Source organism: Brevibacterium moorei, assembly GCF_024580735.1.
GTDB classification, from domain to species: domain Bacteria; phylum Actinomycetota; class Actinomycetes; order Actinomycetales; family Brevibacteriaceae; genus Brevibacterium; species Brevibacterium moorei.
The window spans coordinates 17005-28460 of sequence record NZ_JANIJX010000032.1 but is presented as its reverse complement, the minus strand read 5'-3'; the positions used below and the strand labels follow the sequence as shown (position 1 = coordinate 28460).

Genomic DNA, 11456 nt, shown 5'->3' with positions numbered 1-11456 from the left:
AAACGCCGAGACGATGACTTCGTCATCGCCTACCGTGAATACCTGCTCGCCGCGTAGGCCACCTCGCCATGGTCGATCACCACCACCATGATCACGACCGGGCTTGACAACCTATAGGAGCATCACGCACTGTCTCAGCCGTGCCGCCCGTCAGACTTCGGTCCTCAGCTCGCGGGTGAAGTAGACCCGATCGAATCCGTCTTCCGAATGTCGACCCGTTTCACGGAACCCGCGCCGCGGATAGTACTCAAGGTTCTCCGTCATCTTCGCATTGGTGTACAGACGCATCTCCGGCCGCTCTTGCGACCGCGCACAGTGCTCCGCGTATGTCAACAGCAGCGAGCCGACGCCGGAGCCCTGGATCTTCGGGTCGACCGCCAGATTGGCGACATGGAGATGGTCGGGGTGAAGCTCCATGACCATCATGCCCACCACTTCGCCATCGCGGCGGGCGACGACGACGTGCCCATCCCCGACGAGCTTTGCATAGTCCGCATTCATCGGCGCCGGTTCCCGACCGATTCTTTCGACATACTGGCCATAGGCCGCCGCGACGATTGCGCGGATAGCGGGGACATCCGACGGCCTTGCCGCCTCGATAACAGGGGACGCGGACATGCGCTCATGCTACCCGGTCATTCCACCACGTCGACCACACCGTCACTCCGGCATACCGTAAGACACGCGGGCCCGTGATATCTTTTGACCTATGCCAAATGAATCGAGTGTGCAGGAGGCCGCCCGCAAGCACACGGCCCTTGCAGACCCGGGCATCGAATGGTCGATCATCGGCCCCGGTCTGCTGTCCATGGGCATGTCCGGCGACTATGAGCTCGCCGTCGAGGAGGGCGCCGACGTCGTGCGGGTGGGCCAGGCGATCTTCGGAGCGCGCAGCACTCCCGACAGCTACTACTGGCCGGGCGGGAGTGCAGATGCGCAATAAGACCGCCGCTGCACCCCCACAGATCTCCGGGCGCACCGCCGATGAGATAGTCGACAGCGTCCGCGGCCTCATCGACTCCGGCAGACTGCAGGCCGGGGATGCGCTGCCGCCCGCCCGGGACCTGGCCCACACCCTCGAAGTCAACCGGAACACCGTGTTATCGGCCTACCGGCGGCTCTCCGTATCCGGCCTGGCGGTCACCCGGGGCCGAGGCGGGACCTCGGTCGCACGGAACCAGCCCACCGCGACCGAGGGCTTCTCCCCCGGCACCGTGCTGCGCGATATCGGCAACGGCAACCCCGATCCGCACCTCCTGCCGGACCTGCGACCGGCACTGGCGCAATCGGCCGGCGATCCCGTCCTCTACGGAGCGCCGGTGATCGACCCCGGACTCGCCGCCTGGGCCACCGACTGGCTGGGCGAGGACCTGGACCGGTCCTTCGACCTGTCCCTGGCCGCAGGCGCGGTCGACGCGGTCGAACGGCTGCTCGCACAGGCCTTGACTCCCGGGGATGCGGTGGCTCTGGAGGACCCCTGCTTCCTCACGAGTGTGCAGACCGTCCAGCTGGCCGGCTACCGCATCCTGCCGGTGGCCGTCGACGAACAGGGGCTGACTCCCGACGGGCTGCGCGCGGCATTGGGGTCCGGGGCCAGAGCCGTGGTGTGCACGCCGAGGGCCCACAACCCCACCGGGGCCTCGCTGAACGCCCAGCGCGCCGCCGAACTCCGGGCCGTACTCGCGGACCACCCCTATGTGCTGGTGATCGCGGACGACCATTTCTCCCGCCTGTCCACCAGCGCCTACCAGAGTATCGTCGGGCCCGAGCACCAGCGCTGGGCCCTGGTCCGGTCGGTCTCCAAGTTCCTGGGACCCGACCTGCGTCTGGCCCTCATCGCCGCGGATCCGAAGACCACGGAACGGCTGAGCGCACGCCTGGCCCCCGGCGTCACCTGGGTCAGCCACCTGCTCCAACGCCTGGCTCTGGGCCTCCTGAGCGACGCGGACACCCAGGCTGCGATAGACCGGGCCCGTGAGCACTACGCCGAACGCAACCGCGCCTTCGCCGCACTCCTGGAACGACACGGCATCCCCGCTTGCGCCGGCGACGGGCTCAACCTGTGGCTCGACACCGGATGCGAGGCCCGCACCACCCACGAAGCGCTGATGCGCAAGGGCTGGCTGGCCCGCACCGGCGACGAGTTCGCCCTGACCGCCTCCGCCCCCTCGCGCCATCTGCGCCTGACGATCCATGACCTCGACGAGGCCTCCGCCCAGAGCCTGGCCGACGCCCTTGCCGATGCCCTGACAGATGCCCGTGGCACTGAACCCGCCCACCCCGATAGGAGCCGCCGATGACTCAGAGCACCCTGGTCGTGCGTCACCTCGCCTTCGAAGACCTCGGCATCATCGAACTCCTGCTGCGCCAACGCGGCCACGACATCGTCTACCGCGAGGCGGGGGTAGACGAGCTGAGCACCGGCGAGGCGCTCGCAGCGGACCTCATGATCATCCTCGGCGGGCCGATCGGCGCCTACCAGACCCGCCAGTACCCGTTCCTGCTCGCGGAGAGAGCCGCCATCGCCACCCGGCTGGAGGCCGGACTGCCGACTCTGGGGATCTGCCTGGGCGCACAGCTCATGGCAGCTGCACTCGGCGCCCCTGTCACCCCCAGCGGGCGCACGGAGATCGGCTACTCCCCGCTCACCCTGACACCCGCCGGCAGAGCCGGGGTACTGGCGCCCCTGGACGGTGTGCCGGTGCTGCACTGGCACGGGGACGTCTTCGCCATCCCCGACGGTGCCGAGCGGCTGGCGGAGACCCCCGGCTTCCCCCAGCAGGCCTTCGCCTTGGGCCCGGCCGTGCTGGGACTGCAGTTCCACCTCGAAGCGCAGCCGGAGAAAATCGAGCGGTGGTTGATCGGCCACGCCCATGAACTCGCCGGCGCCGGGATCGACCCGCAGCTGATCCGCGCGGACGCACAGCGGTATGGACCCGGGCTCGCCGCAGCCGCCGGTCGGGTGATCGAGGATTGGCTCGACCGGGCAGGCCTCGGCCACTGACCCGCCGGCCGTTCGATTCGCACGAAGAAGGAGCACGAAGGAGTTTGCACACGTGGAGATACTGAGGCTGTTGACCGCTCTGGCGCCGATCCTGGTCGTCCTGGTCCTACTCGTCTGTCGTGTGCCCTCGTTGTGGGCCGCCGGTGCTGGGCTGGTCACAGCGGTGGCCGGCAGCCTCCTCGCGTTCCCGCTGAGCGGCTCAGCTTTGGGGGCTACCGCTGCCAATATGGGTCCGACGCTCATCGAGGTCGCCCTGATCCTGCTGGGAGGGGTCGGGCTGGCCCAAACCACCGCCCGCAACGGCGCCCAGGACAGAATCGCCGAGTGGCTCGCCGCGGCCGAATCGGGTGAGGACCGCAGCATCAGCCTGTTCCTGCTGATCTTCGGACTCACCCCGTTCATGGAGTCGGTGACCGGCTTCGGCCTGGGTGTGGTCATCACCGCCCCACTGCTGATCCGCCTGGGCCTGAGCCCCGTCAAAGCGGTCGTCGCCGGCTTGCTCGGGCTGGTCCTGGTGCCCTGGGGGTCCCTGGGCCCCGGCACTCTCATCGCCGCCCAACTGGGCGGTCAGGACTTCCACCAGGTGGGTATCTGGTCCGCACTGCTAACCCTGCCCGTGCTCATCGTCAGCGCGATCGTGGCGACCGCCGTCGTCATCGGCCGCCCCACCGGTCGGCAGGTGCTGCTGGCGGGGTTCGTGATCGTCCTCGAATGGGCGGCGCTGACCGGGGCAAATCTCGTAGTCGGGACGCCGCCGGCCGGGGTCGTGGCCTCGGCAGTCGTCATCATCGGCCTGCTGGTGGTCGCCCGGCTGACCCACGGCACTCTGCCGAGCATCGACCGGGGGTTCGGACGCGCGCTGCTGCCCTACGGGGTTCTGGTCGGTGGTGTGCTCGCCTCCGCGGCACTGACCGCGCGCATCGAGGACGGCCTGCTCACCCTGATCGCCAATCCCGCCGTGTGGCTCATCCTCGCGGCGCTCATTTCCCTGTCCGCCGTGCCCGGGGCCATGCGCGGGCGGGTGCGCGTGGCCGGACGGTGCCTCGTGGCGTGGGTGCCGATCACCGCCAATGCCATCGGCTTCATGCTCATCGGCATCATCATGGCGGCGACCGGGATGGCCGAGGACTTAGCGGGGACCGCCGCACACATCGGCCCGTTCTTCACCGCTCTGGTGCCGGCGATCGGAGCATTGGGCGGCTATCTCACCGGTTCGAACACCGGGGCGGCCGCGATGTTTTCCACGGCCACGACCAGTGCCACCGCAGGGGTCGGGGCCAATCCGGTTGTGGCCCTGGCCGGGCAGAACGTCGCGGGGTCCTTTGCGATCATCGCATCTCCCCCGCGCGTGGCCCTGGCCGTGGGAGTCGCCCTGCCCACCGGACAGAAGCTTCCGACGACGGCAACTCGTGTGCTCATCGGCAGTGTGCTGGCCGCGGCAGTACTGCTGGGGATCGTGGTGTACTGCGCGGCCTGAGCGAGGTCGCCCGGCGGGCGAACGTGGTACCCCCAGTGGGACTCGAACCCACACTGAACCGATGTGAAGTCATTGATTCCGCTGGTTTCCGTGGGTTTGCACCCGCCCCGGATTCTCGGGGCACAATGGCATTCGATCGCCCATTGATATGCCGCTAGTTTCCGTGGGATTCCGTTGAAAACGATGAGTAAACGTGGGGCGAGTCAGGTCTACGGCAGAGGGCAACACACCAGGCCGGCACCCGCGGTGCTCAAGACCGCACGTGCGGCCCTCAAGGCCGCGGGTAGGGCAGTTATGGGCCAGACGCCCACAGCTGATGAGGTCGCATTTGAAATGCGGACCCGACTTCGCAGACTTCGCACCGGGGCTCTACAGACGACAAAAAGGCCGGGCACCCATTCGGATACCCGGCCCCACACACCACAGCCGCCTACGACTCCCCCACACCGTCCCGGCCCTGCAGCTTCGCAATCATCTCAATCTCCGCCTCCACCTGCCGACGCTGCGCCTCAAGCTTCGACCTGATCCGCGCCAACTGCCCAGGCGTCACCACATTCTGCCGATAGAACTGATCGGTCGAAAGCCCGTCCCGCGCCTCGATCTTCGACCGAAGAGCCTTCAGCACCTGATAGTTCACGGACTGCGCCTTGAACAGGCCCCGCACATCTTGTGTGTCCACCGTGTCCACATCCACGTGTTCGACCAGCGCGGCAATCCGCGCATAGCCGTCCTCGATCCGACTGAACACCTCAGCCATAGGCAACCCTGAAATGTCACCTGTTCCATATGGTCCCGATTCACGGCCCACGTCCATAGGGTCACCCTTCGCACGCACGACCGGTGGGCGCCTGGTGGTGGCTGCGGGGTCGGGCCTGTTCTTGCCTCCGTGGTCGCCCTGCGCTGTCATACTTCCCCCAGGATCGGGAAGGCGGAATAGACACTGTCGGGGAGGATGCGCCCGGACATCATGCCCAGGCCTTTGCCGCGGACGTCTGGCCATAGGTCGTGGGGGTACGCTTCCAGGTGGCTGAACGTGCGGTTGGGGCGGGGTGATTGGGCGACCCAGGCGAGGTAGGCGCGGATGCCGGCCTGTTCCCGGTTGGCGCCGTAGCGTTCCCTGGCGAGTTCGGTCCGGCGGTCGCGGTAGTCGGGGTCGGGTTCGAACGTTCCGGGGACGCCGGCGAGTTCCCGGATCGGCTTGAGCAGGGTCTCGAGTTTCCGGTCGTAGTCGGCGATCTGCTGGTCGTAGTCCCGGGCGATTGCCTCTTGCAGGTCCGCTTCGGCGCCAAGTTCGATGCGCAGGGCGGCACGGTGGCGGGCCTGCGCTGCGGTGGCGGTGTTCGTCGCGATGGTCGCGGCGGACCGGTGTTCGGCGATCTTGGCCTGTATTTCGGCGGGGTCTTCCCCGTCGAGGACGAGTGTGCCGGAGTCGGCTTCGAGTTGCGCGGCTTCCGCGGTTTCCGCTTCGGCCTTTGCCTGCCATTGGGTGACGGTTTCGGCGGCGGCCTGGGTGGTGGTGTGCGCGTCGGCAACGGCTTTGCGGGCCCGGTTGACGGGACTGGTCTTCGTAGTCATCGGACGTTCCCCTCAGTTGTTGAGGTTGACGAGGCTGGCGATTGCCGCGTCAACGTCGGCTTCGGTGACGGTCTGGGTGGGCCGGTAGCCGAAGCGGGCGGATTCGGTGGTGCGGCCTTCGGTGGGAGTCCAGCCTTCGACTCCGTGGGCGAGGGCGCCGACAATGGCGGTGGCTTCGTCGGGCGTGATGCCGCGATCACGGTGGGGTGTGCCGGCTTCTTTGATGCGCCGGGTTCGGGAGAGGCGGCCTTCGGCGAAGAGTTCCGCGACGGCTGCCTCTGCGGCTTGTTCGTCTGCGCTGCGGCCATGGTCGGGGTTGTCGCGCATGGTGGTGAGCTGGTCGATGAGTGCGTCGAATGTGAGCATTGGAGTGTCTCGATTCTGTGGTGGGGATATGGGTCCGCCCCGGCCCTTTTCCAGGGGGCCGGGGCGGTATTGGAGGCGGAAGCACACAAGAAGATCGGAGACCCAACTTCCGCACGTCCAAGGAGGATGTGAGGCCGAAAACAAGACCGAAAACGGCCTCACATCGTCTAGGCTGCCAGGTTGGTTTCGTCCGGGTGTCGTATCGTCCGGGCGGCGACGCTGGCGGGGTCGATCCGGTACTGTCGGCCGGCCATACGGTGTTCGAGCAGTCCGGCTTCGCACCAGCGTTGCACTGTGCGTGCCGTCGTTCCCAGGGCTTCGGCCGCCTCCACGGTCGTCATACCGCCGGTGAACTCCGGGGGTGTTTCCAACGCGGTCTCTACGAGCGCGGGGCGGGCGGCGACGGCTGCGCGGGCGGCTTCCTCAACCTGCGCGGCCATGATCACAATCGCGTGCTTGACCGGCTCGGGGTAGTTGCCGCGTTGGACTTCCGGAATACGGGTCTTCAGGACTCCGTGGAGCCAGATCGCGGCGACACCATGCACGGGCGCCGACAGGGGCGGGATATGAGTCATCAGTTGGTCTCCCCCGTCCTGGTCACGTCATAGATTTCTTGGAGCTTCGCCCTGGCCGGGATGCCTTGGGCTTCGACTAGCCGGCACACGTCTTGCAAGTGCTGCACAAGGTCGATGACCGAAGCGATTGGGGCCAGTTCGAACAGGGCGTCGTCTCCGGTGTTTTTGAGGCTCCGGCGGGCTTCCATGAGTCGGTCGGCGATGTCCCACCGGTCTGTGTCGAACAAGCCCGATATAGCGGCCTTGGTGATGGTGCTCAGCCCGGCTTGCACGTCGTCGATGTTGAGTAGGCCGGCGATGTTGCCGTTGCGGTCGTAGGACGGGATGATGCGGGGCCCGCCCTCTTGGTGGAGGCTGCCGTAGATGTCGCCGGCTGAGTAGCGTTCGTCGTCGTGGTTCACTGGTGGGTCTCCTTCTGGGTGTTCTGGTCGAGGGGTTCGACGCGGAGTTGGGAATTGAATGCTTCGCTGGTGGAGAGGAGCATTTTCTTTCCGGGTATTTGTCCGGGCCTGAGTAGTTCCATTTTTCCGACGATGAGGGGTTCGCCGTCTGAGGTCCAGGCGATAACGGGATAGCTGTATCGGGTTCCGGTTTTGTCGTCGTCGATGATGAGGACGTGGCCGGTCGTGCATGGGATCATTTCGCGGCTTCTTTCATTTTGCAGGCGGGGCAGGTGTGGCCGTTGAGTTTCGCGTAGCGGCCTTTGATCGTGGTCCCGCATTGGGTGCATGTGGTGTTGGGGAGGGTGTCGAGGGTCTGCCGTTCGTGCTGGGCCGTCTCGGCAGTGTTGGCAGTGTTGGCGCCTGGCAGTGACACACCCTTGGAGTGCCGAGACTGGGGAGGTGTGGGGTCGGGTGAGGTTTCCAAGGTTTCCAACCTTTCCAGGTTTCCAGTAACACGGTGGGGACTGGAAAGGTCCGGAATCGTGTCGCAGGTCACTGGTTCGTCAACCTTTCCAACCTCCGGGGTGTCACTGGAAAGGTGGAAAGGTTGGAAACCTTGGAAAGGTTCAGTGAGGCGGTAGACGTACCCGCCACGTCCTTCACGCTTCGCAGACCCCAACTTGTTCATGGCCGTGTTGACCGCCTGACGCCCGTACCCCTCACCCTGCAGGTGTTCTTTGACCTCCTTCGACGGGGCCGACTCCTTCCCTTCCATGTAGTCGCGCACTGCCTGTTCCGCTTCCTCTGCGGCGGTCGGTTTCCGCTCGGCGCGCTTTTCCTCCTTCCGCCATTCCATGACGTGATCCCGAATTGTCGCGGTCGTGATCTGTGCCCGAATAAGTTTTGCCGCGGTCCCCGGATCATCGTCGGTGGGTTCGCGAACGATTTCCGGCTGAATGTAGAACTGGACCGCATTCACCATTCCCGTGGTATTCGACTTCTCCGGTCCGATATAGAGCACGGGGTCTTCCGAATCGTGGGGCCGGGCCGCGAAAAGGACCATGCGTGCCTTCTGCCGTAGCGCCGCGGTGCCACCCATGAGATCGCGGGTATTGCCCGTGTCCTGCCGGTTCGTGTGCGTGACGAGCACTACTGAGAGGTGGTGGCGGGCTGCGAGTTCCTTCCACGGGTGCAGGGCCGATCGGGCTTGCTGCGTGTCGCGGATGTTGAGGTTGCCGTGCACGGTGTCCAACCATGCGTCCACGACGATCAACGCCGGCGACGAATCACGGTCTGTCAGCTCGGCGTCCAGGCGGGCGAAGTCCCCCGTGTTGATCGAATCCCCGAAGATAGGTGATCCGCTGCCGTCGTCGGCCGCGCTGAACACGATGACATGGTTCATGTCCGCGCCGGCCAGTTCGAGCCGGGCCCCAACCTCCGTGATGGAGTCCTCCGTGGCGATGACGACAACATCAGCCGGTTCACGGGCGGGGAGGCCGAACGGTTCGAATGCCTTGCCTCGGGTGATGTGAGCCGCGATCTTGACCCACGTCAGCGATTTTCCGATGCCCTCGGCGCCGACGAGCACGGTTATCTCATCGCGGGGAATCCAGCCGCGTGCAAGCCACGTCGGCGCCGGTGGCAGGTTCAGGGCGCGGTAGGGGCGAAGCTGCGGGGTGAAGGAGGATTCCACGGGGGTTGGTGCCACGTCGGCGGGTGCCTGCGGAATCTGAGTCATTTCTGTCCTGTCTGTCGTCGTGCTGAGTCGATTGTTCGGGCGGCCTCGGTATCGCTGAGCCCGATCCTGAGGGCGGTGTCGAAGAGGGTTGACACGGTATGTTCGTCGTCGCGTTCGAAGGCCCTGCAGGCTGCCCAGAAGAGCTTCTGATTCCGCTCCCCCTCTGCTGCCTGCGCCACGACTCCGACGAGCCCCTGTGCGGCTGCTGCGGACGCGAGCCGGGCGGTATCGCGGGGCGGGGCCTGCGGGCGTCGTAGCTTGGCGATCGCGGCCGGCGGCAGGGTGGCGAGCCCAGTCGGGGCGGGTGCCCACCGGTACGGTCGTCCCGTTGCCGGGTGGAGTGAGGGAGGCATGATGACGTAGTGCCGGCCACCCTCTCGCAGGTCCACACCCTCGGGCAGGTGGCGACTGTAGAGAGGCCCGCCGGGGTGGCGGTACCAGAGGTGATGACCTTGGTCGCCGCGGCCGCTGACACTGGTCAATGTCCGTGGCAGAGTGCCGCCCAGTGCTGCCACAAGAGCTTGTGCACTTCCACCGTGTCGGGGGTCCACGTCGAGCACGATCGCAGACCCGGGCACGGGCGCCCCGATCATTGCGCCGGGGTGCATTCCCCACCATGTCCTGATCTGGTCCGGGTCAGTGGTCGCGTCGTGGAAACCGTTCGTCGTCAAGGGTGCCTTGGCCTTCGGGCCGGCGGGGATGCATGGGAACACTTTCCAGCCTTGCCCTGCCAGTTCGAGGGCCGCGTCTAGCATCGTGTTCATTCGGCACCTTCGATCAACGTCTGCAGTTGCAGTTTCTCGGCCTGCTCGATCGCCAGGGCCTCGGCCACTTTGTCGTGGTCGATCACCGATTCGATTGCGGTCCTGAGGATGCCCCTGAGGTCGGATGGGCTGAGCGCGTCGGCCTCTACGGACTCACCTTCGAATGCCTTCGCCCGGCTGTCCGTCTTCTTCGTGGGCCTGGTCAGTAGACCGTACTGTTCGATCTGCTCTGGGGTTACTGCGATCCGCTGAAACACGATGTCCGCCTGCGGGGCGAAGTCGCGTGTCTTGGCACAGAAGGACTCCCACGCATTCACGCCGGAAGGATCATGGTCGCCGATGTTGAAGACATGCACCTGTCGGCGCCCGAATCGTTTGATCCGGTCGGCTACTTCCCAGTTGAACGACTCGGAAGCGTAGCCCTTGGTCGCGCCCAGAGGCACGCCGTATTCGTCGGCAACGGGATCGACGACACCCAACAGTCCGTCCTTCTCAACGAGTGCGATCACCGCGGTCTGCTGGAAGTCCCACAGGTCTCGGCGGTAGCTCTGAACAATGCCGTTGAGCCGGTCGGCGAGGGAATGGTAGGCCAGCGGGTAGGACAGGGCACGGCCGGCGTCCGTGACCCAGGTGTAGGGCACGCGGCCTTCCTGCCTGAGCTTGAGTAGGCGCCGCTGAACGACGGCATAACCCCGCTCGGTCTTCTCTACTCCCCCGGCACTGACGACACGGTAGAAGCAGCTGCGGACCGTCAATGGGTTTTCCAGCCGGCACGCGGTCAGGATCGCTTCGTCCAGGGCTGCGAGTTCTGCCTGAGTCCTGCGCTGCCGTTTTACCGGGTGTGGCGCATAAGTGGTGTTCATGCTTCACCGCCTACGGATTCGAGACGGTCGGCTGCCTTGGTGAGGAAGGCCGCCAGGGTGCGCATGTCGCCGGCGGTCGCGTCGAAGCTGAACCCGCGGCCACGCATGGTGTTGTCCAGGCTGACGTTCATCATGATCGCGGCCTCGGGGTCGTTCCGGTAGTCCGCGTATGTGGTGAACAGGCGGATCGTCGTGGCGGCTTCCATGTCTCCGAACCGGATCATGTCCGCGGTGGATTCGTGTTCGAGTCCGGCGCCGTACAGCTGTTCATCGCCGTACCAGCAGTCGGGCCCGTTGTCGCACCAGTCGGGGCACTTCACCTTGTCCCTGATGCCGTACATGGGTGAGTTCAGGGGTGTGGAACTGTAGAGTTCGAATCGCGCTCCAAGGGTGAGGCACCCGTCTTGTTGGCGTCGTGCGAACTCGGTCAGGATCGCGTCAATGCTGTTGGCGCTCGGGGCTGCGATACCGGTCAGGGTGATGTCAGAGAACACTTTCAGTTCGGCGGCCGGGGTGACGAGTATGCGGTCGTCTCCGATGTATTCGCCGCGGACTGCCTTGGGATAGAACACGCCTTCTTCTGTGTCGTCGGGTCGTGTGCCCAGCTCGGCCGGCGGCGCGATGATCGTTTGGAATCGTGCTTTGATCCGGTCGAGTGGTGTCGTGCCGTCTTGGTTCTCGGTAGGCTTGTTGGTGTCCATTGCTGTTGCT

General features: G+C 65.8%; 14 protein-coding genes and 1 pseudogene. 4 read left to right on the top strand and 11 right to left on the bottom strand.

The window, feature by feature from the left end; genetic code table 11:
• Positions 1 to 150: 150 nt before the first annotated feature.
• Positions 151 to 618 carry a GNAT family N-acetyltransferase gene (locus NQ034_RS14865; RefSeq protein WP_257049818.1) on the bottom strand — a complete coding sequence of 156 codons (468 nt, stop codon included), beginning with the start codon at positions 616 to 618 and terminating at the stop codon, positions 151 to 153.
• Between the two features lie 184 nt (positions 619 to 802).
• Here NQ034_RS14865 and NQ034_RS14860 point away from each other — a divergent pair.
• From NQ034_RS14860 to NQ034_RS14845, 4 genes and pseudogenes are all read left to right on the top strand, one after another.
• Positions 803 to 943, top strand: a pseudogene (locus NQ034_RS14860) (YggS family pyridoxal phosphate-dependent enzyme); the annotation flags it as partial.
• Positions 933 to 2300: an aminotransferase class I/II-fold pyridoxal phosphate-dependent enzyme gene (locus NQ034_RS14855; protein WP_257049817.1), complete on the top strand. Its 1368-nt coding sequence runs from the start codon at positions 933 to 935 to the stop codon at positions 2298 to 2300. The pseudogene NQ034_RS14860 and the gene NQ034_RS14855, both read left to right, overlap by 11 nt.
• Positions 2297 to 3004, top strand: a complete 708-nt coding sequence (locus tag NQ034_RS14850) for a glutamine amidotransferase (protein WP_257049816.1) — start codon at positions 2297 to 2299, stop codon at positions 3002 to 3004. The genes NQ034_RS14855 and NQ034_RS14850 overlap by 4 nt, the downstream gene beginning before the upstream one ends.
• Positions 3005 to 3056: 52 nt before the next feature.
• On the top strand, positions 3057 to 4481 hold the full coding sequence (locus tag NQ034_RS14845; RefSeq protein WP_257049815.1) for an L-lactate permease: 1425 nt from the start codon (positions 3057 to 3059) through the stop codon (positions 4479 to 4481).
• A gap of 430 nt (positions 4482 to 4911) precedes the next feature.
• Here NQ034_RS14845 and NQ034_RS14840 read toward each other — a convergent pair whose 3' ends face one another.
• The 10 genes from NQ034_RS14840 to NQ034_RS14795 form a co-directional block, all read right to left on the bottom strand.
• On the bottom strand, positions 4912 to 5238 hold the full coding sequence (locus tag NQ034_RS14840; protein ID WP_257049813.1) for a hypothetical protein: 327 nt from the start codon (positions 5236 to 5238) through the stop codon (positions 4912 to 4914).
• Between the two features lie 146 nt (positions 5239 to 5384).
• The gene (locus NQ034_RS14835) at positions 5385 to 6056 is read right to left on the bottom strand and encodes a hypothetical protein (protein ID WP_257049811.1); all 672 of its coding nucleotides are present in this window, start codon (positions 6054 to 6056) and stop codon (positions 5385 to 5387) included.
• Positions 6057 to 6068: 12 nt separating this feature from the next.
• Complete coding sequence (locus NQ034_RS14830; protein ID WP_257049809.1) at positions 6069 to 6422, bottom strand: hypothetical protein; 354 nt, start codon at positions 6420 to 6422, stop codon at positions 6069 to 6071.
• 167 nt (positions 6423 to 6589) lie between these two features.
• Complete coding sequence (locus tag NQ034_RS14825; protein WP_257049807.1) at positions 6590 to 6997, bottom strand: helix-turn-helix domain-containing protein; 408 nt, start codon at positions 6995 to 6997, stop codon at positions 6590 to 6592.
• Positions 6997 to 7398 carry a hypothetical protein gene (locus NQ034_RS14820; protein ID WP_257049804.1) on the bottom strand — a complete coding sequence of 134 codons (402 nt, stop codon included), beginning with the start codon at positions 7396 to 7398 and terminating at the stop codon, positions 6997 to 6999. Before NQ034_RS14820 ends, NQ034_RS14825 begins: the two co-directional genes overlap by 1 nt.
• Positions 7395 to 7637 carry a hypothetical protein gene (locus tag NQ034_RS14815; RefSeq protein WP_257049801.1) on the bottom strand — a complete coding sequence of 81 codons (243 nt, stop codon included), beginning with the start codon at positions 7635 to 7637 and terminating at the stop codon, positions 7395 to 7397. The genes NQ034_RS14820 and NQ034_RS14815 overlap by 4 nt, the downstream gene beginning before the upstream one ends.
• On the bottom strand, positions 7634 to 9118 hold the full coding sequence (locus NQ034_RS14810; RefSeq protein ID WP_257049798.1) for an AAA family ATPase: 1485 nt from the start codon (positions 9116 to 9118) through the stop codon (positions 7634 to 7636). Before NQ034_RS14810 ends, NQ034_RS14815 begins: the two co-directional genes overlap by 4 nt.
• Positions 9115 to 9882: a bifunctional DNA primase/polymerase gene (locus NQ034_RS14805; RefSeq protein ID WP_257049796.1), complete on the bottom strand. Its 768-nt coding sequence runs from the start codon at positions 9880 to 9882 to the stop codon at positions 9115 to 9117. The genes NQ034_RS14810 and NQ034_RS14805 overlap by 4 nt, the downstream gene beginning before the upstream one ends.
• Positions 9879 to 10745, bottom strand: coding sequence for a hypothetical protein (locus NQ034_RS14800; protein WP_257049794.1), 867 nt, complete (start codon positions 10743 to 10745; stop codon positions 9879 to 9881). Before NQ034_RS14800 ends, NQ034_RS14805 begins: the two co-directional genes overlap by 4 nt.
• On the bottom strand, positions 10742 to 11446 hold the full coding sequence (locus tag NQ034_RS14795) for a hypothetical protein (protein WP_257049792.1): 705 nt from the start codon (positions 11444 to 11446) through the stop codon (positions 10742 to 10744). The genes NQ034_RS14800 and NQ034_RS14795 overlap by 4 nt, the downstream gene beginning before the upstream one ends.
• Positions 11447 to 11456 lie beyond the last annotated feature (10 nt).

Bases quoted from the DNA above. Each gene is read 5' to 3' on its own strand.
- NQ034_RS14865 (WP_257049818.1), bottom strand. From the start codon at position 618: ATGTCCGCGTCCCCTGTTATCGAGGCGGCAAGGCCGTCGGATGTCCCC.
- NQ034_RS14855 (WP_257049817.1), top strand. From the start codon at position 933: ATGCGCAATAAGACCGCCGCTGCACCCCCACAGATCTCCGGGCGCACC.
- NQ034_RS14850 (WP_257049816.1), top strand. From the start codon at position 2,297: ATGACTCAGAGCACCCTGGTCGTGCGTCACCTCGCCTTCGAAGACCTC.
- NQ034_RS14840 (WP_257049813.1), bottom strand. From the start codon at position 5,238: ATGGCTGAGGTGTTCAGTCGGATCGAGGACGGCTATGCGCGGATTGCC.
- NQ034_RS14835 (WP_257049811.1), bottom strand. From the start codon at position 6,056: ATGACTACGAAGACCAGTCCCGTCAACCGGGCCCGCAAAGCCGTTGCC.
- NQ034_RS14830 (WP_257049809.1), bottom strand. From the start codon at position 6,422: ATGCTCACATTCGACGCACTCATCGACCAGCTCACCACCATGCGCGAC.
- NQ034_RS14825 (WP_257049807.1), bottom strand. From the start codon at position 6,997: ATGACTCATATCCCGCCCCTGTCGGCGCCCGTGCATGGTGTCGCCGCG.
- NQ034_RS14815 (WP_257049801.1), bottom strand. From the start codon at position 7,637: ATGATCCCATGCACGACCGGCCACGTCCTCATCATCGACGACGACAAA.
- NQ034_RS14810 (WP_257049798.1), bottom strand. From the start codon at position 9,118: ATGACTCAGATTCCGCAGGCACCCGCCGACGTGGCACCAACCCCCGTG.
- NQ034_RS14805 (WP_257049796.1), bottom strand. From the start codon at position 9,882: ATGAACACGATGCTAGACGCGGCCCTCGAACTGGCAGGGCAAGGCTGG.
- NQ034_RS14800 (WP_257049794.1), bottom strand. From the start codon at position 10,745: ATGAACACCACTTATGCGCCACACCCGGTAAAACGGCAGCGCAGGACT.
- NQ034_RS14795 (WP_257049792.1), bottom strand. From the start codon at position 11,446: ATGGACACCAACAAGCCTACCGAGAACCAAGACGGCACGACACCACTC.